The following is a 21,556-nucleotide window of genomic DNA, read 5'->3' on the forward strand; positions in this document are numbered from 1 at the left end:
TGAGCCAGTGACATGCACCCTTTCCCCTCAGCGGTGTCCGTCGCTCCTCCCGGCCGGGAGGAGTCGGACGACTACGCGATCAGCGCCGAGTTCTACGACGTCCTGCAGGCGGAGCGGGACGGGGCCCGTGTGCACCGGCTGTACGGCGACGCTGTCGGCAGGGCCCGTCTCGGTGTGCTGGACGTCGGCGCCGGCACCGGACGGGTCACGCTGATGAGCCTGCTCGAATCGCGGGTCCCGGTGCATGCCGTCGAGCCCACCCGTTCCATGCGGTCCCCGCTGATGACGCGCCTCGCGTCGCTGCCCGCCGACCTGCGGAGGCGGGTCACCGTGCACCCCCATCGGCTCGACGAGGCCGAACTGCACGGGGTGGCCGACGTGGCCGTGTGCCACAACACGATCGCCTGTCTCCACCCGGCTTCACGGCGCGCCCTGTGGCCGGCCGTCGCCGGAGCACTCGTACCCGGAGGTGTGCTGCTCGTCCAGCTCCCGCCCGCCCGTCTCCCGCGCCGTGAGACCACGCACGATCTGCCGACGCAGCGGATCGGCCAGCACGAGTACGGCGGACGCATGGTCGCGTCGGCCGACGCGAACCGGATCCGGACCCGCTTCCACTACTGGGTGCGGGGCGAGGGCGGGGTGCTGCGGGAGCACCACGAGACGTTCTGGATGTGGCCGACCACCCGTGGGGAGGTGATCGGGGAACTGGCGGAGTGCGGCTTCGCTCCGCTGTCCGGGCGGACCGATCCCGCCGTGCTGGCGGTGCGGCTCGTGCGGCGCTGAGGAGTCCGTACCGGACGGTTGTCACAAGCGGGGTTACTTGTCGGTCAACCGGATGTCCGGGGCCCAGGCCTTCCCCCAGCACATCGACGGAGTCGCGCGATGACCGACCAGAGTCCGCTGCCCGATCTGTCCACCGAGATGGACTTCGGCGGAGAGTCCTTCGCCCCCATCTACACCACGACAGTGACCGTGAGCGGCGGGACAGCGAGTCATGGGCGGGCCTCGGGCAGGGCGCGTTCGGCCGACGGAGCCCTTGATCTCGATCTGCGGATGCCCGCCGAACTGGGCGGCGACGGTCGGGGCACGAATCCCGAGCAGCTGTTCGCCGCCGGCTTCGCCGCCTGCTACCACGGGGCGTTGAGCCTGGTGGCACGGCAGGTGCCGCTGGATCCCACCGAGATCTCCGTGGAGGCGACGGTGGCCTTCGGGCGGGACCCGGAGGACGGCGGCTATCTGCTGCGCGTCGACCTGCTGGTCCGGTGGCCGGGCATCGATCCGGAGACCGCCGCCCCGCTGCTGGAGAAGGCCGATTCGCTGTGCCCGTACGCGAAAATGGCCTGGCAGGGAACGCCGACGACCATCACGTTGGCTCCGTAGCGGTCCAGCCGTCCACTGTCACAGGACAGGGCGCTGCGCGGTCTCATGGGTGTCCCACGCCGCATCGGAGATGAGGAACCCCGTGAACACTTTCGTGATCGTCGGTGGCGGTCTGGCCGCAGGCAGGACCGCGGAGGCACTGCGGAAGCACGGCCACAGCGGGCCGCTCGTCATCATCGGCGACGAGGCCGAGAAGCCGTACATCCGGCCGCCGCTCTCCAAGGGGTATCTGCTGGGGAAGGAGGAGCGCGACTCGATCTTCGTGCACCCCGACGACTGGTACCGGGAGCACGGCGTCGACCTGCTGCTGGACACGCGTGCCCGCGCGGTCGATCCGCGGGCGCGGACGGTGGAACTGGACGACGGCCGTCAAGTCCCGTACGCCAAACTGCTCCTGGCCACCGGCTCGTCCCCGCGTCGGCTGTCCGTCCCGGGTGCGGATCTCGACAACGTCCTGTATCTGCGCCGGGTGGGACAGAGCGAACGGCTCAAGTCCGTGTTCCGGCCGGGGGCGAGGATCGTGGTGGTCGGGGCCGGGTGGATCGGCCTGGAGACCGCCGCTGCCGCCCGCATGGCCGGCGCCGAGGTGACGGTGCTCAACCACTCGGAGCTTCCCCTGCTGAAGGTGCTCGGGCGGGAGGCGGCCGAGGTGTTCGCGGCGCTGCACGCCGATCACGGCGTCGACATACTGCCCACCGTGGAGGTGGAGTCCCTCACCGGGACGGACGGGCGCGTGGACGGCGTACGGCTGGCCGACGGCAGACATCTGGACGCGGACGCCGTCGTCGTGGGCGTCGGGATCACGCCCAATGTCCAGCTGGCCCAGGAGGCGGGCCTGGAGGTGCGCAACGGCATCGTCACCGACGAGCGTCTGCGGACCTCGGTGGCCGACATCCACGCGGCGGGCGATGTCGCCAACGCCTACCACCCGCTGCTCGGTCGCCATCTCCGTGTCGAGCACTGGGCCAACGCCCTGCGGCAGCCGGAGGTGGCGGCGCTCTCCATGCTCGGCGAGGACGCCGTCTACGACAGGCTGCCGTACTTCTACACGGACCAGTACGACCTCGGGATGGAGTACACGGGTTACACGGAGCCCGGGGGCTACGACCGGGTCGTCTTCCGTGGGGAGCCGTCCGAACGACGGTTCGTCTGCTTCTGGATGGCGGGCAAGCGGGTCCAGGCGGGCATGAGCGTCAATGTCTGGGACGTCATCGAACCGATCCGGGCCCTCGCCGCGTCCGGGGCCGACCTCGACGGCACGGTCCTCGCCGACCCGGACGTACCGCTGGACCGCATCCTGCCGTGACACCGGAACACACGGTGTCACCCACCATGCGTGTCACAGATCCCGGGACGACCTGGTCGTACTGAGTGACAACCCCCGCGATCGGAGTGAACGGTGGCTATCGACGAACAACAGCTTTCCACGACGGTGCTGGTGATCGGCACGGGAGGTGCCGGGCTCCGGGCGGCGATCGAACTCGCCGAGGCCGGTGTCGACGTCCTCGCGGTCGGCAAGCGTCCCAAGGACGACGCGCATACGGCGCTCGCCGCCGGTGGCATCAACGCGGCCCTGGCCACCATGGACCCCGAGGACAGCTGGCAGCAGCACGCGGCCGACACCCTCAAGGAGAGCTACCTGCTGGCCGACCCCCGCACGGCCGAGATCGTCACCCAGGGTGCCGCCCGGGGCATCGACGACCTGGAGCGCTACGGCATGGCCTTCGCCAGGGAGGAGGACGGCCGGATCTCCCAGCGCTTCTTCGGCGCGCACACCTTCCGGCGTACCGCCTTCGCGGGCGACTACACGGGCCTGGAGATCCAGCGCACGCTCATCAGGCGCGCGGAACAGCTGAAGCTCCCCGTGCTCGACGGCGTCTACATCACCCGGCTGCTGGTGCACGACGGCGCGGTCTTCGGCGCCTACGGCTTCGACCTCACCGACGGCAAGCGCTACCTGATCCACGCGGACGCGGTCATCCTCGCCGCGGGCGGCCACACCCGTATCTGGCGGCGTACGTCCTCACGACGGGACGAGAACACGGGCGACTCCTTCCGACTGGCCGTCGAGGCCGGTGCCCGGCTGCGCGACGCCGAGCTGGTGCAGTTCCACCCGTCCGGGATCATCGAGCCGGAGAACGCGGCCGGCACCCTGGTCAGCGAGGCAGCCCGGGGCGAGGGCGGGATCCTGCGCAACGCGCTCGGGGAACGCTTCATGGCCCGCTACGACCCCGACCGCATGGAACTGTCCACCCGAGACCGCGTGGCCCTGGCCTCCTACACGGAGATCAAGGAAGGACGCGGAACGCCCAAGGGGGGCGTCTGGCTCGACGTCTCCCACCTGCCACGGCAGACGGTCATGACGCGACTCCCCCGGGTCTACCAGACCCTCCTCGACCTCCAGATGCTCGACATCACCCGCGAGCCGATCGAGATCGCGCCCACCGCGCACTACTCGATGGGCGGGGTGTGGGTGCGGCCCGAGGACCACAGCACCGACGTGCGGGGGCTGTACGCCATCGGCGAGGCGTCGAGCGGGCTGCACGGCGCCAACCGTCTCGGCGGGAACAGCCTCATCGAGCTGCTGGTCTTCGGCCGCATCACCGGGCAGGCGGCCGCCGCCTACTCGCGGTCCCTGACGGCGCAGCCACGGTCGGCGTCGGCCGTCGCCCAGGCCCGCGCGGACATCGACGACCTCCTCGCGGCCGACGGACCCGAGAACGTACGCGCCCTGCAACGCGCGATCCGCAACACGATGACGGAGCACGCGGGAGTCGTCCGGGACGAGGAGGGCCTGAGCGCCGGGCTGGCGGAGCTGTCGGTGATCGAGAAGCGGATGGAGGACGTCGGGGTGCACCCGGACATCGCCGGCTACCAGGACCTCGCGCACGCCTTCGACCTCAAGTCCGCCGCGCTGGCCGCCCGGGCCACCCTGGAAGCGGCTCTGGAACGTCGCGAAACCCGTGGCTGCCACAACCGCAGCGACTATCCCGACCTGGATCCCGCTCTGCAGGTCAATCTCCTCTGGTCGCCGACGACCGGTATCACCCGCGAGAGCATTCCGGCCATCCCTGACGAGATTTCCTCGCTGATGGGGGAAGTCTCGACCGAGGGAAAGCTCGTCGAGTGAGAAGTCGAGTGAGAAGTTTTCCCGATTCCGGGAAATCCCTGTCACACCTGGGGCCACTGCCCTGTCTCTCCTAGTACAGAGAATGAACCTCCGGAAGGAATCCGTTATGAAGGTCGTAGTGATCGGTGGAACCGGACTCATCGGCTCGAAGGTGGTCGGCAAGCTCAACGCGCACGGCCACGAGGCGGTCGCGGCGGCGCCCAACACCGGCGTCAACACGCTGACGGGCGAGGGTCTGGCCGAGGTCCTGGAGGGCGCGTCGGTCGTGGTCGACGTGTCCAACTCGCCCTCCTTCGCGGACGACGCCGTCATGGAGTTCTTCCGCACCTCCACGACCAACCTCCTCAAGGCGGAGACCGAGGCCGGTGTCACCCACCACGTGGCACTGTCCGTGGTCGGCACCGAGCGCCTCCAGGCGAGCGGCTACTTCCGCGCCAAGCAGGTCCAGGAGGACCTGATCAAGGAGTCCGGGATCCCCTGGTCCATCGTCCACGCCACCCAGTTCTTCGAGTTCATGAAGGGCATCGCGGACATGTCGACCGAGGGCGACAGGGTGCGCCTGGCCCCGGTCAAGATCCAGCCCATCTGGTCCGACGACGTGGCCGCGGCCGTCGGCCGCACCGCGGTCGGCTCCCCGCTCAACGGTCTCGTGGAGGTCGCGGGACCCGACGTGTTCCAGCTCGACGAGCTGATCCGCAAGGGGCTCGCCGCCAAGGGCGACCCCCGCCATGTCGTCACGGACCCGCACGCCCCGTACTCCGGTGCCGAGGTGCAGGAGAACACGCTCGTCCCGGGACCGGGCGCGCAGATCGCCGAGACCCGGTTCACGGACTGGCTCGCGCGGCAGCAGTAGTCCTGCCGGTGGTCCCCTGCCCGCGGGCAGGGGACCACATTCCGCTGTGAACTCCGCTCACGAGGAAATGGCCTTCCATGCCCGACCACAGGGAATTGACGATTTCGGAGAACCGGGAAGGAATGGCGGCCACAGTCGTGTCGTTGACCGCCGAAGCCACCGAACTGGAAACCCGCGCCGCCGAACTGCGCCGGGAACTCGTGGACGTCGACAAACGGATGGAAGCCATTTCCGACGCTCTGCACCGGCTGCGCTAGTGTTGCGTGTTTGAAGTCTATTTACGTTTGATCTTGTCGAGGATCTGGTCGGCGGTTTTGGTCCAGGTGAAGGGTTCGCAGCGGGTGTTGTAGCCGTCGATGAAGGCGCGGATGGCGGCCTTGAGGTCGGGGACGGACTCGAAGGTGCCGCGTCGTATGGCCTGGCGGGTGATGATCCCGAAGAAGACCTCGACGAGGTTGAGCCACGAGCAGGAGGTGGGCGTGAAGTGCAGGGTCACCCGCGGGTTCTTCGCCAGCCACGCTTTTACGTTGGCGTGCTTGTGGGTGGCGTAGTTGTCGACCACGACGTGCAGTTTCACGCGTGGGTGGGCCTTGGCGACCTGCTTGAGGAAGGCCAGGAACTCGGCGTTGGTGTGCCGCTCGAAGCACGCGTCGGCGCTGATCCTTCCGGTGGCGACTTCCAGGGCGGCGAACAGAGAGGTGGTCCCGTTGCGCTTGTAGTCATGGGTCTGCCGTTCCGGCAGGCCCGGCCGCAGCGGCAGGATCGGGGCGGTGCGGTCCAGCGCCTGTATCTGCGTCTTCTCATCCACGCAGACCACGACCGCCTTCTCCGGCGGCGCCAGGTAGAGACCGACGATGTCACGGATCTTCGGCTCCAGCGCGGGGTCGGTGGAGAACTTGAACGTCTCCACCCGATGAGGCTGGATGCCCCACTTGCGCCAGATCTTGGCGATGGTGGAGTAGGCCAGCCCCAGCTCCTTCCCAAGCAGCCGCGACGACCAGTGCGTGACCGCCAGGTGCGCCGGCGGCCTGCCGTCCTCAGCCAGCGTGGACACCAGCACGGCAACTTCGTCCACCGTCCCGGGCCGGCCCGGGCGCGGCAGGTCGCCCAGCGACTCGATGCCCGACTCCTCGTAGCGGCCACGCCACTTCAGCACGGTCGGACGCGACGTCCCCAACCGGACGGCAATGTCCGTGTTGGGCACACCTTCCGCCGCCAGCAGCAGGATCCGCGCCCGCTGCACCAACCCCGCCGGGGCCGTCGACATCCGCGTCAACGCCTCCAGGCGCGACCGGTCACCCTCACGGAGCTGCAACGCAGCGGCCAGATACACAGCTCCATTGTCCCGAAACTGCAAACGTAAATCTACTTCAAACACGCAACACTAGGCCGGTGTCGCCTCGCCTTCGAGGCTGAGGGTTCGGATCTCCTTGCGGGAGGAGATGCCGAGCTTGGAGAACACCTTGCGGAGGTGCCATTCGACCGTGTGGCGGCTGATGAACAGCTGGACGCCGATCTCGGAGTTCGTGAGCCCTTCGCCGGCGAGGCGGGCGATCTGCGCCTCCTGGGCGGTGAGGGCCGCGGGCGTCGCGACGACCTGGCTGCGCACCTTCGCCCCTGCGGCCTGCAGCTCGCTTCGCGCGCGTTCGGCGAACGCCTCGGCACCGAACTCGCCGAACATGTCGTGGGCGACGCCCAGTTGGGCACGGGCGTCGACGCGGCGGTTCTCGCGGCGCAGCCATTCGCCGTACAGGAGGTGTGCGCGGGCCAGCTCCACGCGGGCCCGGGTCCGGGCGAGCCGTTCGATCGCCTCGCGGTGGAGCAGCTCCGTCGCGTCGCCCTCGCTCAGGAGGGCCCGCGAGCGCGCTTCGACACCGAGCGCCCAGTCAGTGCCGCTGGCCCGGGTCGCCACGGAGAGCTGGTCGAGCGCGTCGGTGGCCGACTCGGGCGAGCCGCTGCGTACGGCTGCCTCGATCAGCTCGACCAGACCCCAGCGCGGCGACGCGAACTCGTACGGGTGGGCGGCTGCCTCCTGGGCCGCGGTCAGCGCTTCCGCGTACTGGCCGAGGCCGTTGCAGAGCACCGCTCGGTACCAGTGCGTGACGGTGACGGCGGCCCCCTGCCCCCGCGGTACCGCCTCGGCCATGATCGCGTCGATCAGCGCCCGGGCCTCGCTCTCGCGGCCTCGCCAGGCGGCCAGGCCGAGCGGCAGTACGCGCATCGGCGTGCTCCCGATCGCCGCGCACACCGTTTCGACCTCGTCGACCAGCGACGCGGCCGCCGTCAGCTCCCCGGCGAAGAGGTGCGCGTGTGCGCGGGAATCCAGTACGTCGGGCAGGGCGCTGAGCGCGCCGACGTTGCGAGTGATCGTCAGATGACGGGCCGCGAGCAGGTGCCCCCGCTCGTCGTCCCACAGATCCGCGGCGAGGACCCCGGCGAGCCAGAGCCAGCGCAGGGCGTCCTGGACGGGGAGTTCCTCGTCGCAGAACGCTTCGACGACGCGTCCCATCATCGGCACCGAGGCCGGATACCCGTCGGTGAGGCGCACGGCGACGGCGTCCAGCAGCAGGTCGGGCAGCCGTGACGGCCGCTGGGGCGGCGGCGCGGCGCGCGCTGCCTCGCCCACCTCCGGCAGTCCCGGTCCGTGTGCCAGCCGGCCGGCGAATATCGCCGCCGCGACGGCGTCCAGGTAGGTGTCGCGGGCGAGTGCGGCATCGAGCGGCCCGAACCGGCGGGCGGCGGCGAGCAGCAGCTCGGGTGCCTCGCTGCCACGGTTCTGGGCGAACGCGATCCCGGCGTTCAGAACGTCGATCCGGGCGCGCCCCAGTTCGTCGAGGGGGCCGGCCTCCGCCGTGGTGAGGAGGGCCGCCGCCGGTTCGAAGGCGCCGGCGTGGAGGGTCGCCTGTGCGGCGTCGACCGCGCGCTGCGCCCGCCGGGCGGGATCCTGCGTGAGTGTGGCCGCGCGCTGGAGGAACGCGGCCACCGCCGCGATGCCGCCGCGTGCCTGTGCCCGGTCCGCGGAGCGCTCCAGTTCGGCGGCGACCGTCTCGTCGGGTCCCGGGGTCGCGGCGGCGAGATGCCAGGCCCTGCGGTCGGGGTCGAGCCGGGCGTCGGTCGCGTCGGCGAGTGCCTGGTGCGCCGCGCGCCGGTCCTGCGGGCTCGCCGCGCGATAGGCCGCCGAGCGCACCAGCGGGTGCCGGAAACGTACCCAGGTGCCGAGCGTGATCAACTCCGCCGCGTCGGGGTGGGAGGCTGCGGTGTCGACGTCGATGCCCAGCCGTTCGGCGGCGCCCCGAAGCAGCGTCACGTCGCCGATCGGTTCGGCGGCGGCGGTGAACAGCAGGCGCCGGGTCTCGGCGGGCAGCGCCTGGACGCGGCGGAGGAAGTCCTGTTCGATCTGGCTCGGCAGGGACAGCGTGTCGGGGCGCCCGAAGCCGCCCGCCATCTGCGTCGCGGTCGCCCCGCGAGGCAGTTCCAGCAGGGCCAGCGGGTTGCCGCGCGACTCGGCGACGATCCGGTCGCGCACCCGCTGGTCGAGCGGCCCGGTGACGACCGAGTCGAGGAGTTCGCGGGAGTCGCTCTCGGACAGGCCCGTCACGGGCAGCTCGGGCAGACCGTCCAGAGCCTCACCTGCGCTCAGTTCACGGACGGCGAAGACCAGGGCGACCGGTTCCACGAGCAGCCGGCGGGCGACGAACGCCAGGGTCAGTGCGGAGGCGCGATCCAGCCACTGCGCGTCGTCGACGAGGCAGACCAGCGGCCGGTTCCCGCCGGCGTCCGCGATGAGGCTCAGCGTCGCCAGGCCCACGAGGAACCGGTCGGGCGCGGCGCCGCCCCGCAGTCCGAACGCCGTTCCGAGTGCGTCGCGTTGCGGCTCGGGCAGCTGGTCGAGGCCGGCCAGCAGCGGAGCGCAGAGCTGGTGCAGTCCGGCGTAGGAGAGTTCCATCTCGGACTGGACGCCGGAGAACCTGACCGTGCGGCATCCGGTGGCCCGGCCGAGGAAGTACTTCAGCAGTTCGGTCTTGCCGATCCCCGCCTCACCGCGCAGGACCAGTACCCCACTGCGCCCGGCCCTGGCGCCGGCGAGCAGGGCGTCGAGGGCCTGGCATTCGTGCTGCCTTCCGAGGAGTCCGGCGCCCGCACCGCTCCTCGCCATGGCAGTTCTCCTGTCTGACACACCCCGGTCGGTATCGTAATACGCCTCCCGATCGCCGTGCTGGTGTGGTTGTGGAAGCAAAGACAGGCACTTGTTGCCGGCCGGACCTGTTCCCCTACGGTCGTGGGAGGTCCGTCTCCGCGCTCGCGCCCCGCTGGGCGCGGACGATCGCGATCACGGTCTCGGTGGTGCGGTCGAGGTAGCTGCGGCCGTCGGGCAGTCGGCCCGCCGGGCTGATGTAGCTGCGTGGGCCGAGGTGGGTGGCCGGGTCGAGCCGGTGCACGGTGATCTTCCCGGCACGGTCGGCGCGATTCCATTTGCTGCCGCGAAAATGTCGCCAGCGCTGCGGGAAGATCCAGGTACCGACCCGTTCGATCCGGTCGCCCGCGCTGGTGAGCTGATGCACGTGGTCGGCGTGGGCGAGGTCGTTGGCGCCGTTGTGGAACCCGCCCAGCATGATCACCGTGAGCGGGCAGCGCAGCTGGGCGTGGAGTTCCTCGACCGCGCCGGTGGCGACCTGGGCGCCGCCGCTGTAGCCGAGCAGCACGACGGGGATGCCGCTGCCGGGCTCGTACCCGGCGAGCCGGAGCTGGGTGGCGATCTGTGAGCCGACGGCCCTGTTGTACAAGGGGCGGTACCGGCGGTCGGCGGCGACGAAGACCTGCATGACGTTGTGCAGGAACAGCAGCAGCCCGGCATGGTGGCGCAGCCACCACGTCCACGCCGGCCGGTCGGCGAGCGGGTCGGCCAGGGGCGAGTACGGCTGCACCTGGCCCAGTACCCGTAGCTCCGGCGCCCCGGCGAGCACGGCCTTGACCAGCTGGCCGCCGTCCCGGGTGTCGCGGACGCGGCGCTTGCCGATGCCGTCGAGGTAGACGAGGTAGGCGTCCGGGGGGCTGTCGGGGGCCGCGCCGCGGGCGTAGGGCGTGCCCGCCGGGAGTTCGGTGACGGGGGCCCGCCAGCCGGCGCTGTAGGCGAGCACCTCGTAGCGGGCCAGCAGGGCTTCGGCGATCAGGGCGGGTCCGAGCAGACAGGCCCAGAGCAGGAAGTCGTTCATACGGTCACCTCCGGCGGCCGGGTCGCACTGACCCGTACGACCAGCCGTCGTACGCCCTCCACGGTGACGCCGAGACCGGCTCCCGCGACGGTCACGCATCCGGCGGCGCTCCACCAGCCGAGCCCGGTCGCGGTTGCCAGCGGTTCGACCAGACCGGCTCCGACGCCCACGAAGACCACCAGGTGGAGGAAGGGCCCGAGCAGCGGGAAGGCGAGGACGGCGGAGAGCACCAGCGGGGCGACCAGGCTCGGCGTCCACTCCAGGCCGGTGCCCGGTGGCGGGGTGGACAGCACCAGTTCGGCCAGGGTCCAGGCGGTCAGCGGCCACAGGGCGAACACCGTGGCCTCGACGAGGCCGGCGGCCACCAGCAGCCCGGCCACGAAGGTGCGGGACATGCCGGGCCGGCGGGACACCAGGGGCAGGATGCGTCCGGCCGCCTCCGACAGCCCGGCGAACAGCAGCAGCACGAGGACGGGAGACATCGCCGCTCAGCCTCTCGGTGACGGGTCGACGGGCACCGGCTGCCGGACCGGGCCGGCCTCCCGCAGATACTCCTCGAGTTCGTCGGCGGCCCGCCGATAGCCGCCCGCCTTGTGCTGGGCGGCCCGCAGTTCGGTCGCGGCGGCCCGGAACCCGGGCTCGTGGAGCAGCCGCCGGGCGAGGGCACGTACGGCGCCCCTTTCGACGTCCTCGGTACGGATCGACAGACCGGCGCCGAGTTCGACGACACGTCGGGCCACCATCGGCTGGTCGGCGCCCTGCGGGACCACCAGGAGCGGAACCCCGGCGTACATGGCCTCGTTGACGCTGTTCATGCCGCCGTGGGTGACGAACAGAGCCGCGCGGGCCAGTACGTCCGGCTGCGGGACGAAGCGGCGGGCGAGGACGTTGGCGGGCAGCGGCCCGAGCGCGTCGGGGTCGGACTGGCCGGTGGACACGATCACGGTGCCGCCCAGCGGGGCGAGCGCGGTCGCGAAGGTGCGCAGCAGTTGCGGGTCGGCGTTGAACACCGTGCCCAGTGAGGCGTACAGGACGGGGTCCTGGAGCCGGTCGAACGGGAACGACGGGTCGGCCGGGCGGGCGCCGATGCTCGGGCCGACGAAGCGGTAGGAGCGGTCGAAGTCCTCGGCGGCGGGCTGGAACTCCCGCGAGGTGTAGACGAGGTTGAGCGGCTGGCGGATGTTCGCCACGTCGATCAGCGGCAGTCCACCGGCGGCGAAGCGCCGGTGCAGTTCCCAGCGGGACCGCAGATAGCCCTGGAGGCTGCGGGGCCGCTTCCGCGCGGCGTCCAGCAGTTCCTTCGAGCCGTGGGTGGGACTGGGGACCTCGCGGTTGAAGGCGAACGTGGTGAACGACGAGACCGCCGGAACCCCGAGTTCGCGGGCGGCGACGGCGCCCCACAGACAGGCACTGTCGTGGACGATCAGGTCGGGTGGCTCGCGCCGGAGGTCGCTCAGCACGGCGGGCAGCCAGCGTACGGCGGTGGTCGCGAGCGCCTCCATCCAGGTGAGCGGTGTCGGCGGGTCGGGGAACGGCTGGTCGCCCCCGCGGTAGAGGTGCACGGTCCCGCCGACGGCCTCGATCTCGTCCTGGAACTCGGGCGTGGTGTGGTAGCTGACGGTGTGGCCGCGCCGGACCAGTTCGGCCACGAGCGGCAGCGTCGGATTGACATGGCCGTGCATGCCGATGTTGAGGAACGCGATGGTGCTCACAGGCCTGCCTCCAATGGGGACGAAGTTGTCGCCCCGCCACGAAGGGCGGGTGCCGTCGAGGGGGCGTCGACGCGGTACAGGCCCGGCCCGTCGATGTGCAGCCCGTCGAGGAAGTGCCCCGCCGTGCGGGAGGCGGTGTTGATCAGGCGCTGGGAGTGGCGGAAGTCCCAGGGGGCGGGCCAGGCCTCGATGCCGGTGGGAAGCACCACGGTCGGCAGGTGCTTGGACACCTCGTGCAGGTCACGTTCGATCTGGTGGCGCAGCAGGAGCAGCCCGGCCCTGGCGGCGATCGCACCGGCGCGTCGGCGCGGGTCGATGGGTTGCAGGGGCGAGCTCTCCGGCCCGGTCGCCACCACGACGATGCTGGCCGCCCCGGCCTGCTGGGCCGCCAGTACCGGGACGTAGGCGACCACTCCGCCGTCGACGAGGGTGCGGCCCCCGCGTTCCACCGGGGGCAGTACGCCGGGAATGGCGGCGCTCGCCAGCAGGGCGGATTCGAGGTCTCCGTGATCGAGCAGCACCGGAGTGCCGGTGACCAGGTCCATGGCCACCGCGGTGAAGGGGACGGCCAGCTGTTCGATCCGCGACGGCAGTCCGGCCCGGGCGATCAGGCGGCGCAGGCCGCGGTCGGTGAAGAGGCTGGCCCGTGAGGACAGATAGCCGAGCGGATACACCTCACGGCGTCGCAACTGGGTCCACACGTGGTCCAGCCATGGGGCGGCCCGCTCGGGGTGGGTCGCCGCGATCGCCCCGTTGAGGGCGCCCACCGAGGTCCCGATGATCATGTCCGGGACGAATCCGCGCTGCTCCAGCGCGTACCCGACACCGACGTGGGCCGCCCCGAGCACCCCACCGGCGCCCACGACCACCGCCACGGGGCGGGGAAGGGCGCGCAGACCCGCCGATGTCGGCTCCCCGGGCGGCCGGTTCGATGACGGGGGACGAGTGACCCTCACGGTGATCAACCTTTCTTCCCATGGCGCTGAATCGGATGTGGTCCCGCAAGGAGGACCGGGCTACCACTCGATCTGTGACACCGCCGCCACGATCACAGCGTGTGAGTCCCGGGCTACCACCGTGTTTGTCGGCCATGAACGTCTGCGTCCGTGCCGTGCAGAGCGGTGCGCAGGGTGTGGATCGCCTGGTCCACCGCGGTGGCCGCGGCCTGGGTGGCCCGGAGGGCGTTGAGCATCATGAAGTCGTGCGGGGCGCCGTTGATTCGGATGCTGACGGTGGGTACGTCGGCCTGGGTCAACCGGCGGGCGTACGCCTCTCCCTCGTCCCGCAGTACGTCGCTGCCGTCGACGATGACGAGTGCGGGCGGCAGTCCTTGCAGTTCCTCCAGGCTCGCGAGGAGTGGTGAGGCGGTGATCTCCGTCCGGCGGGCCGGGTCGGGGGTGTAGCAGTCCCAGAACCAGGCCATGGCTCTGGCCGTGAGGTAGGGGCCGTCCGCGAACTCCCGGTAGCTGTCGGTGTTCTGGGCCGCGTCGGTGACGGGGTAGTACAGCGACTGGTGCACGAAGGTCACATCACCGCGTCGCTTGGCCATGAGGGTCAGGGCGGCGGTCATGTTGCCGCCGACGGAGTCGCCGGCCACGGCCAGGCGGGAGGAGTCCAGGCCGAGTTCGGCGCCGTTCGCGGTGATCCACCGGGCCGTCGCGTAGGCCTGTTCGACGGCGACCGGGTATCTGGCCTCGGGCGCGCGGTCGTACTCCACGAAGGCGACGGCGGCGTTCGTCCCGACGGCCAGCTCGCGCACCAGACGGTCATGGGTGCCGGCGCTGCCCATGACCCAGCCCCCGCCGTGCACGTACAGGACGACCGGCAGTGTGCCGCGACCACCGAGGGGCCTCACGATGCGGACCGGCACGTCGCCCACCTCGGCGGGCACCGTGATCCATTTCTCGTCCACGTCCGGCATCTCCACCGGCTCCGCCTGCAGTTCGTCCAGGAACTTGCGGGCACCTTCCGGACCCAGTTCGTGCAGGAACGGCGGGAGGGACGTCGTGTCCGCGAGTTCCTGAGCCGCGGTCTCAAGAACGTGCTTCGTCATCACGGCACTCCTTGGGTCGGCAGGCTCGTGCCCACTGTCACCTCTATGACAGGGCACGTGCGGAAGGTGTGACAGGCCCGCCCGGCCACGGATCCGCCGTGGCAGGACCACGGGGTCTCCTACGGGTTCCTACGGGCGCGCTCGGCTGCCTCCGGGCGGGACGCTGGCCATCGCAACCCTTCAAGCCGTTGCCCCCGGAGCGAGCAGAGGAGCCGGTCGTGTACACGTATCCGGTCCAAGGCAGACAGGGTCGGGAGACGGCCGGTACGACGACCCGCCCGACGACCGGTGACCTGGACGCCGCGACGTCGGTGTTCGTCCGCGCCAGACCCGGACTGCTCAGGATCGCGGGCCGGATCGTCGGCAACGCGAACGAGGCCGAGGACGTCATCCAGGAGGCGTGGCTCCGCTGGCAGGGCACGGACCGCACGCTCGTCCTGAACCCGTCGGCGCTGCTCAGGACGACCACCAGCAGGCTGGCCCTCAACGTCGTCCAGTCCGCCTGGAGGCGCCGGGAGTCCTGCGCCAGCCCCTGGCTCCCGGAACTCCTGGACGACCGGGTGACCCCGGAGACGGTGGCCGAGCAGCGGGACGCCGTCGAGGCGGCGGTGCTCCTGCTGATGGAGACACTGACGCCGAGTCAACGGGCGGCCTATGTCCTGCGCGAGGGTTTCGGCTATCCGTACGGGCGGATCTCCGAGGTGCTGCGCCTGAGCATCGCCAACGCGAGGCAGCAGGTCACCCGCGCCCAGCAGCGTCTCGCCACCGGCCATTGCAGGCGGCCGGTGGACTCCGTCGCGCACCGGCGGCTCGTCCAGGCGTTCCTCGCGGCAGCCCGGTCCGGCGACCTTGCCGGCCTGGAGCGGGTCCTTTCCGAGGCCGGCTCGGACGTGGACGGCAGGTCCTGAGGGTCGCCCGCCCGGGGGTGTCAGTGCCGGTGCTCGCCGGTGATCTCCTGGTACTCCTGCGCGGTCGGCTTGGTGATCTGCGCCCCTTCGCCGTAGAAGCCTCGGCTGAGCCTGGCCCGCAGGCGCCGGGCAGCACGTGATCCGGCGTTCGGGCCTTCGCCGTTCACCGAGGGGCGGGCGTCGATCGGCCTGTACTGCTCGTGCTGGGTGAGCGCGTGCAGTTGTTCCTGGCCGAGCGGCTCGTGCACCTCGACGAACTCACCGTGCGGGAGGCGTTTGACGATGCCGGTCTCGCGGCCGTGCAGGACCTTGTCCCGGTCCCGGCGCTGGAGACCGAGAGCCCACCTCTTCGTGATGGCGTAGGCGGCGAGAGGTACGACGAGCAGGCCGATGCGAACCGCCCATGTCACGGCATTGACCGAGACATGGAGGCGTAGCGCGATGATGTCGTTCGCAGCGCCGATCAGCGCCACCAGATAGAAGCTGATCCAGGCGACCCCGAGTGCCGTTCGCACGGGCCTGTTTCGCGGTCGGTCGAGGAGGTTCTGCTCACGGTCGTCGCCGGTCACCCAGGATTCGATGAACGGGTATGCGCCCAGGGCGAGGAAGAGACCGACGCCGACCAACAGCGGGATGAGGTTGTCGAGGGCCAAGGTGTAGCCCCCGAAGGTGATTTCCCAGCCGGGCATGACCCGCAGCAGCCCGTCCGCCACACCCATGTACCAGTCGGGCTGGGATCCGGCGGAGACCTGGTCGGCACGGTAGGGGCCGTATTCCCAGATGGGGTTGATCTGCGCGATCGCGGCCATGACGAAGATGACACCGGAGACCAGGAAGAAGAACCCCGCCGACTTCACGGCACGCACCTTCGGCGGCAGGCCCACCACATTCCTGTTGGTCCACCCTCGGCCCGGATACTGCGTGTGCCTGTGGCGCAGGACCAGGATCAGATGGGCGACGAGCAGTCCCACCATGATGGCCGGAATGATCAGAACGTGGATCGTGTTGAAGCGCGCCACCAGATCCTCCCCCGGGAACTCGCCCCCGAAGAGAAACATCGAAAGGTAGGTGCCGACGACCGGGATGGACAGGATCGTTCCGTTGACGACCGCGAGCCCCGTTCCGGAGAGAAGGTCGTCCGGAAGGTCGTATCCCGTCAGCCCTCCGAACATCCCGAGGATCAGCAGCAGGAATCCGAACACCCAGGTGAGTTCGCGGGGTTTACGGAAGGCGCCGGTGAAGAACACCCGCATCATGTGGACGAGCATGGCGGCCACGAAGACCAGCGCTGCCCAGTGGTGGGCCTGCCGGATCAGCAGGCCACCACGGACGTCGAAGGAGATGTGCATGGTCGAGTCGAACGCCTCCGACACCAACTGGCCCCGGAGCGGCGCATAACTGCCCTGGTACTCCACTTTCTCCATCGAGGGATGGAAGTACAGCGTCAGATACACGCCCGTCACGATGATGATGAGGAAGCTGTAGAGGCATATCTCGCCGAGCATGAACGACCAGTGGTCCGGGAAGGCTCTCCGCGCTTTCTTCCGGAGCGAACCGGAAAATCCCAGGCGCCCTTCGAACCATTCGGCGACTCTTACCCCGTCACCCATATCCGTACCACCATTCATGAATCGCTCAATGGGTGCGGCGTTCACGCCGCCGTGGAGACCGTGTCCTCGTCCCGGCGGGCCCCGCGTCGCCGCATCGCACGGCGTTCGCTCTCCGTCGTACCGCCCCAGATGCCTTCCACATGTCCCACGTACATGGCCCAGTTGAGGCACTGTTCCTCGACGGGGCAGCGCCGGCAGACAGCCTTGGCCTCGTCGACCTGTACGTGCGTCAGGCCGCTTATTCCGATGGGGAAGAACAGATCGGGGTCGTCGACGCGCAGACAGGCTGCCCGTTCGCGCCACCGCACGGCATAGTCCCCGCGTTCAGCAGTCATGAGAGATCAGACCTCCGGAGTTCGTCGTCCGACAGGAGGCCCCGGAATTCGATCATGGAGTTTCTCGGCTCCACGAGAAGGCGCCGGGGGTTTTGTCACTGAGACCGGGCAAGCGGCACAGGTGTGACACCCGCCCCCGTGTCACAAGATCCGTGGGTGTCCGGTCAATCGGACGGAGCCGAGAAATATGGTGTGAGAGGAAGGCCGCTGTATGGACCATGCTGACGCGGTGCCGATCGCGGAGCTGCTCGACGAGCGTCGGTATCTGCTGGATGTCGCGTACTGGATGCTGGGCAGTCCCGGCGCCGCGGAGAGTGTCGTCGACGAGACCTACCGCCAGTGGTACGCGCTGTCCGACGCCGAACACGGCCGGATCACCGCGCCCCGGTCCTGGCTCGCGAAGACAGCAGGCGGGATCTGTCTGGGCCGGCTCACCCTCCCCGGCCGGGGCACGGCCACGGAGGCGGAGTCGGACATGCCTCGCGCGCAGGCCGACGGGGAGGGGCTTGAGGAGGAGGTGGGTCAGGTGCTGCTCCATGCGCTGGACCTGCTCTCGCCCGCCGAGCGGGCGGCATTCGTCCTCAACGACGTGTTCGGGCTGGCCCCCGGCGCGATCGCCGACGTCGTCGGACGTACCGAACCCGAGTGCGCCGAACTGGCCGACCGGGCCCGCCACAGTCTGCGGCAGCGGCGCTCACGTCCCACGACGCCGGCGGAGCAGGACGGCCTCGCCCGCGCCGTCCGCCAGGCCTGCGCGGCCGAGGACGCCGAGCGGCTGGCCTCGCTGCTGTCCGCGGACGCCACCGCGTTCTTCGACGGCGGCGGCAAGGTACGGGCCCTGACCAGGCCCGTCCACGGCGACCGGCAGGTAGCCGACAGCCTGCTGACGCTCCTGGCCCACCGTCCGCGCACCACGGTGACCACGCATCCCGTCAACGGCACCACGGGGCTCGTCGTGCGGTACGACCGTCAGGTCGCCGCCGTCATCAGCCTCGACATCGCCGACCATCACGTCGCCCAGGTCTGGGTCGTCCTCAACCCCGACAAACTCCGTTCCTGGAACCGGCCGACCGGAGCCTGACGCGACCGGTCACTTCCGGTTGCCGGCGGCCGAGAAACGCGAACCCGAGTCGATGAACGCGGCGATCTTGCTGGGGCTGAACACCCACATCAGCTGATGGACACCTTCCTCCGAGGCGGCCAGGGTCATGAACGCGATGGCCTGGCCGTCCCGTTGGACCAGCACGCCCGTCGAACCGTTGGCGTCGACCAGCCTGGGTTCCGCCCCCCGCCAGAGCTTCGGATACGTCACCATCTTGGCCACCCGCGCACGCCCCAGCACCGGGATACGGGCACAGCCCCGCATCCCGTTGCCGTCGGACAGACTGACGATGCCGGGTGTCAGCAGGGCCTCCAGCGAAGCCACATCCCCTGTCTGCGCAGCCGCGACGAAGACGTTGAGCAGACGCCGGTGCTCCGCCGCGTCCACGCTCCCCCGCTGCTCCTCCGACAGATGCTTGCGGGCCCGGCTCACGATCTTCCGTACGTTGACGAGGCTGAGCTGAAGGATCTCGGCTATCTCTGGATAGGCGTAGTCGAACGCCTCGCGCAGTACGTACGCGGCACGTTCGGCGGGGCTCAGTCTCTCCAGCACCAGCAGCAGCGCCATTTCGAGAGCTTCGGCGCGCTGCGCGCCCAGCTCCGGGTCCGAGCTGGTGTCGACGGGCTCCGGCAGCCACGGCCCGATGTAGGTCTCCCGGCGCACTCGCGCGGACTGCGCGACGTTGATGGCCAGGCGGGTCGTCGCGCTCGACAGGAAGGCCACCGGGCTGAGCACGACGGAACGGTCGGTCTTCTGCCAGCGCAACCACACTTCCTGGACCACGTCCTCGGCCTCGACCGCGCTGCCGAGCACACGGTAGGCGATCCCGAAGAGACGGTTCCGGTGCTGCACAAAGACAGAAACAGCCTCTTCCAGGTCGCTCGTCGTGGGGGACGGTTCGAGATCCATGGTCCAGCGGTCTCCGTTCCTCCGGTTGCGTCTGCTCCACTAGACCGAGCAGGAGCCGCTTTTGTGACAGTGGCGTTCCGCGGACACACTGTGTGGGTGCGACCGTGGGTAAACTGTGGAGGCTGCCCGGCGCACTGCGCGGCAGCGCGAGTCACGGTCACTGGGAGGAACACATGGTCTCCGGAACAGCCCACAGCATCGAGATCACCGCTGAGAGCCTTCAGGAGGACCTGGCCCGCCTGCGGATCCAGAAGCAGGCGCTGGAAAGGGAGTTGGCAGCCGTCGTGGCCCATCTCGGTTCCGTGCAGCGGACTCTCAGTGCCCTGCAGCCCCTGATGCGGACGGCGCCCTCCCCCGAACCGCAGACCAACGGTGTCTCCGCCGAGCCCGCGGACTCGGAGGGGCAGAAGTCGTACGGCAGGCTCACCGAGCAGATCATGGAGTACTTCGCCGGCATCGGTGACGCCGCCGTACGGGCCCGCGATGTCGCCGCGGCTCTCGGCCGTGACACCGACAGCGGAAGCATCAACGGTGTCCGCAGCACCCTGGACCGCCTGGTCGGTGCCTCCCGCGTGCAGCGGGCCGGCCGGGGCCTGTACCGCGCCGGGCGTTCGTAAACGTATTGGACGCCCGGTGGTTCAGCTCACCGTCGCCACGATCACCACGCACAGCGCGGCCATCACGAAGGTGATCAGGGTCATCGCGGCCATGGTGCCCCGCAGCCAGCGCCCGAGGCGGACGCGGTGCTGAGCGTGCACCGCGCTGATGCTGTCGGCGATGTGGTCCGTCACCATACGGGCCACGTAGGTCTGTTCGTCGAGATACCAGCGTTCGATGTGGGTCCTCTGCGCCGGGGTCAGCCCGGGCTCCCGAGAGACGAAGTCCGCCACGCGCTGGTGAGCCGCGTGCAGATGGGCCTCGCGGTAGAGAAAGGTCTCGATGTCGGTCAGGCCGCGTGCGGCCTCTTCACGCGCGTCCATGGTCTGCTCCAGAGAGGGAAGCGGTGCGTGGGTCGCCGCTCGTCACGAAGGCGTCCCGTGGGTGCTGGACGGAGGCGAGGGAGACGAGGTCCCTGCCGAACAGGGCCGCGGTGAGCCAGACGGTGAGCACACGGATCTTGCGCTCCCAGGTCGGCACGGCCAGGACGTGATATCCCCGGTGCATCAGCCAGGCGGGGAATCCCTTGATGACGATGTTCCGGTACTGGAAGATGCCGCGCCCCAGTCCGAGCGTCGCCACCACTCCCAGGCTGCCGTGGCGGTAGTTCCGGACCCTGCCTCCGTGCAGGGCGGCCGCGATGTTCTTCGCGAGGAGCCTGCCCTGCCGTACGGCGTGCTGGGCGTTCGGTACCGTGCGCGCCCCCGGTATCGGCAGTGCCAGGTCGGGCACGGCCGCGTCGTCCCCGGCCGCCCACACGTCGGGCAGCGGTTCGCTGTCGATGCCCACGCGCAGGTCGGGGCGGACCACGAGCAGGCCCCGCTCGTCGACCGGCAGGTCCGTGTGGCGGCGCACGACGGGGTTCGAGGCGTTGCCCGCGGTCCAGACGATCAGTTCCGAGTCGAACCCCTCGCCGGTGGAGAGCACGACGTGCCCGTCGACGGCGGAGACGAGCTGTGCGTCGAGGTGCACCTGCGCGCCACGGCGTTCCAGGGAGCGCACCACCCATTCCCCCGGCCCGTCGCTCACCTCGGGCAGGATGCGGTCCCTGGCCTCGACCAGATGGAAGGACAGGTCCGCCGCGCTCAGCTCCGGGTAGTACTTGAGCATCGCCGTGGCCAGCGACAGCAGTTCGCCGAAGCCCTCGACGCCGGAGAACCCGCCGCCCACGAAGGTGACGGTGAGCAGCTTGCGGCGCTCGGCGCCGGGCGGCAGTGACGCGGCCTGGTCGAACGCGGTGAGCAGCCGGTCGCGAATGGCCACGGCCTCCTCGACGTGCTTCAGACCGATGGCGTGCTCCGCCAGACCGGGTATGGGGAAGGTACGCGTCACCGCACCGGCGGTGACGACGAGGATGTCGTAGCTCAGCTCGAAGTCGTTCCCGTCCGCAGGCCGGACCGTGACCGCCCGGTCCGCGTGCCGGACCTCCGTCACGCTCCCCGCGATCAGCCGGGTCCGGCGCAGATGCCGCCGCAACGACACGGCGGCATGGCGTGCCTCGACCGAACCGGCCGTCACCTCCGGGAGAAAGGGCTGGTACGTCATGTACGGGCGCGGGTCGACGACGGTCACCCGGGCCTCGCCCGCCCGTAGGGACTTCTCCAGGCCCCACGCGGTGTAGAAGCCCGCGTAGCCGCCGCCGACGATCAGGATCTCACGCATGGTTCCCATGGCTTCCTCTGTTTCTCGTCCGT

Annotated in this window: 21 protein-coding genes; 9 read left to right on the forward strand and 12 right to left on the reverse strand. The window is 70.1% G+C overall.

Annotation, left to right across the window (positions count from 1 at the left end; all coding sequences use genetic code 11):
* The first annotated feature begins 33 nt into the window (after positions 1 to 33).
* The 6 genes from LUX31_RS00485 to LUX31_RS00510 all read left to right on the forward strand — a co-directional run bounded on the left by LUX31_RS00485 (position 34) and on the right by LUX31_RS00510 (position 5,620).
* On the forward strand, positions 34 to 783 hold the full coding sequence (locus LUX31_RS00485; protein ID WP_235472510.1) for a class I SAM-dependent methyltransferase: 750 nt from the start codon (positions 34 to 36) through the stop codon (positions 781 to 783).
* A 99-nt stretch (positions 784 to 882) separates the two neighbouring features.
* The gene (locus LUX31_RS00490; RefSeq protein WP_235472511.1) at positions 883 to 1,380 is read left to right on the forward strand and encodes an Ohr family peroxiredoxin; all 498 of its coding nucleotides are present in this window, start codon (positions 883 to 885) and stop codon (positions 1,378 to 1,380) included.
* Positions 1,381 to 1,450: 70 nt separating this feature from the next.
* Entirely contained in the window at positions 1,451 to 2,686 is a 1,236-nt protein-coding gene (locus LUX31_RS00495; protein WP_235472512.1) for an NAD(P)/FAD-dependent oxidoreductase, read from the forward strand.
* Positions 2,687 to 2,779: 93 nt separating this feature from the next.
* Positions 2,780 to 4,510, forward strand: coding sequence for an L-aspartate oxidase (locus tag LUX31_RS00500; RefSeq protein WP_235472513.1), 1,731 nt, complete (start codon positions 2,780 to 2,782; stop codon positions 4,508 to 4,510).
* 106 nt (positions 4,511 to 4,616) lie between these two features.
* On the forward strand, positions 4,617 to 5,363 hold the full coding sequence (locus LUX31_RS00505; protein WP_235472514.1) for an SDR family oxidoreductase: 747 nt from the start codon (positions 4,617 to 4,619) through the stop codon (positions 5,361 to 5,363).
* Positions 5,364 to 5,440: 77 nt separating this feature from the next.
* Entirely contained in the window at positions 5,441 to 5,620 is a 180-nt protein-coding gene (locus tag LUX31_RS00510; RefSeq protein WP_235472515.1) for a hypothetical protein, read from the forward strand.
* A gap of 17 nt (positions 5,621 to 5,637) precedes the next feature.
* On the opposite strand, the gene LUX31_RS00515 is transcribed toward LUX31_RS00510, so the two are convergent.
* The 7 genes from LUX31_RS00515 to LUX31_RS00545 form a co-directional block, all read right to left on the reverse strand.
* On the reverse strand, positions 5,638 to 6,630 hold the full coding sequence (locus LUX31_RS00515; protein WP_443046040.1) for an IS630 family transposase: 993 nt from the start codon (positions 6,628 to 6,630) through the stop codon (positions 5,638 to 5,640).
* Between the two features lie 117 nt (positions 6,631 to 6,747).
* Positions 6,748 to 9,519: an ATP-binding protein gene (locus LUX31_RS00520; RefSeq protein WP_235472516.1), complete on the reverse strand. Its 2,772-nt coding sequence runs from the start codon at positions 9,517 to 9,519 to the stop codon at positions 6,748 to 6,750.
* Between the two features lie 115 nt (positions 9,520 to 9,634).
* Positions 9,635 to 10,576: a cutinase family protein gene (locus LUX31_RS00525; protein WP_235472517.1), complete on the reverse strand. Its 942-nt coding sequence runs from the start codon at positions 10,574 to 10,576 to the stop codon at positions 9,635 to 9,637.
* A complete protein-coding gene (locus LUX31_RS00530) occupies positions 10,573 to 11,058 on the reverse strand; it encodes a hypothetical protein (RefSeq protein ID WP_235472518.1) in 486 nt (161 codons plus the stop codon). The genes LUX31_RS00525 and LUX31_RS00530 overlap by 4 nt, the downstream gene beginning before the upstream one ends.
* A 6-nt stretch (positions 11,059 to 11,064) precedes the next feature.
* Entirely contained in the window at positions 11,065 to 12,288 is a 1,224-nt protein-coding gene (locus LUX31_RS00535; RefSeq protein ID WP_235472519.1) for a macrolide family glycosyltransferase, read from the reverse strand.
* Positions 12,285 to 13,244: a patatin-like phospholipase family protein gene (locus tag LUX31_RS00540; protein WP_235472520.1), complete on the reverse strand. Its 960-nt coding sequence runs from the start codon at positions 13,242 to 13,244 to the stop codon at positions 12,285 to 12,287. Before LUX31_RS00540 ends, LUX31_RS00535 begins: the two co-directional genes overlap by 4 nt.
* A 113-nt stretch (positions 13,245 to 13,357) precedes the next feature.
* Positions 13,358 to 14,341: an alpha/beta hydrolase gene (locus tag LUX31_RS00545; protein WP_235472521.1), complete on the reverse strand. Its 984-nt coding sequence runs from the start codon at positions 14,339 to 14,341 to the stop codon at positions 13,358 to 13,360.
* Between the two features lie 218 nt (positions 14,342 to 14,559).
* On the opposite strand from LUX31_RS00545, the gene LUX31_RS00550 reads away from it, so the two are divergent.
* A complete protein-coding gene (locus LUX31_RS00550) occupies positions 14,560 to 15,249 on the forward strand; it encodes a sigma factor-like helix-turn-helix DNA-binding protein (RefSeq protein ID WP_235472522.1) in 690 nt (229 codons plus the stop codon).
* A gap of 20 nt (positions 15,250 to 15,269) precedes the next feature.
* On the opposite strand, the gene qcrB is transcribed toward LUX31_RS00550, so the two are convergent.
* On the reverse strand, positions 15,270 to 16,859 hold the full coding sequence (gene qcrB / locus LUX31_RS00555; RefSeq protein ID WP_235472523.1) for a cytochrome bc1 complex cytochrome b subunit: 1,590 nt from the start codon (positions 16,857 to 16,859) through the stop codon (positions 15,270 to 15,272).
* A 41-nt stretch (positions 16,860 to 16,900) separates the two neighbouring features.
* Positions 16,901 to 17,194, reverse strand: a complete 294-nt coding sequence (locus LUX31_RS00560) for a WhiB family transcriptional regulator (RefSeq protein ID WP_328285636.1) — start codon at positions 17,192 to 17,194, stop codon at positions 16,901 to 16,903.
* Positions 17,195 to 17,405: 211 nt separating this feature from the next.
* On the opposite strand from LUX31_RS00560, the gene LUX31_RS00565 reads away from it, so the two are divergent.
* A complete protein-coding gene (locus LUX31_RS00565; protein ID WP_235472524.1) occupies positions 17,406 to 18,275 on the forward strand; it encodes an RNA polymerase subunit sigma in 870 nt (289 codons plus the stop codon).
* Positions 18,276 to 18,284: 9 nt separating this feature from the next.
* On the opposite strand, the gene LUX31_RS00570 is transcribed toward LUX31_RS00565, so the two are convergent.
* Complete coding sequence (locus tag LUX31_RS00570) at positions 18,285 to 19,205, reverse strand: sigma-70 family RNA polymerase sigma factor (RefSeq protein WP_235472525.1); 921 nt, start codon at positions 19,203 to 19,205, stop codon at positions 18,285 to 18,287.
* A gap of 173 nt (positions 19,206 to 19,378) precedes the next feature.
* On the opposite strand from LUX31_RS00570, the gene LUX31_RS00575 reads away from it, so the two are divergent.
* Positions 19,379 to 19,822, forward strand: coding sequence for a hypothetical protein (locus tag LUX31_RS00575; RefSeq protein WP_235472526.1), 444 nt, complete (start codon positions 19,379 to 19,381; stop codon positions 19,820 to 19,822).
* A gap of 21 nt (positions 19,823 to 19,843) precedes the next feature.
* Here the strand turns inward: LUX31_RS00575 and LUX31_RS00580 are convergent, their stop codons facing one another.
* Together LUX31_RS00580 and LUX31_RS00585 are read right to left on the reverse strand one after the other, a co-directional pair.
* Positions 19,844 to 20,185, reverse strand: a complete 342-nt coding sequence (locus LUX31_RS00580; RefSeq protein ID WP_235472527.1) for a hypothetical protein — start codon at positions 20,183 to 20,185, stop codon at positions 19,844 to 19,846.
* Positions 20,172 to 21,524: an NAD(P)/FAD-dependent oxidoreductase gene (locus tag LUX31_RS00585; RefSeq protein ID WP_235479746.1), complete on the reverse strand. Its 1,353-nt coding sequence runs from the start codon at positions 21,522 to 21,524 to the stop codon at positions 20,172 to 20,174. Before LUX31_RS00585 ends, LUX31_RS00580 begins: the two co-directional genes overlap by 14 nt.
* Positions 21,525 to 21,556 lie beyond the last annotated feature (32 nt).

Source organism: Streptomyces sp. GQFP (assembly GCF_021545335.1).
Taxonomy (GTDB): domain Bacteria; phylum Actinomycetota; class Actinomycetes; order Streptomycetales; family Streptomycetaceae; genus Streptomyces.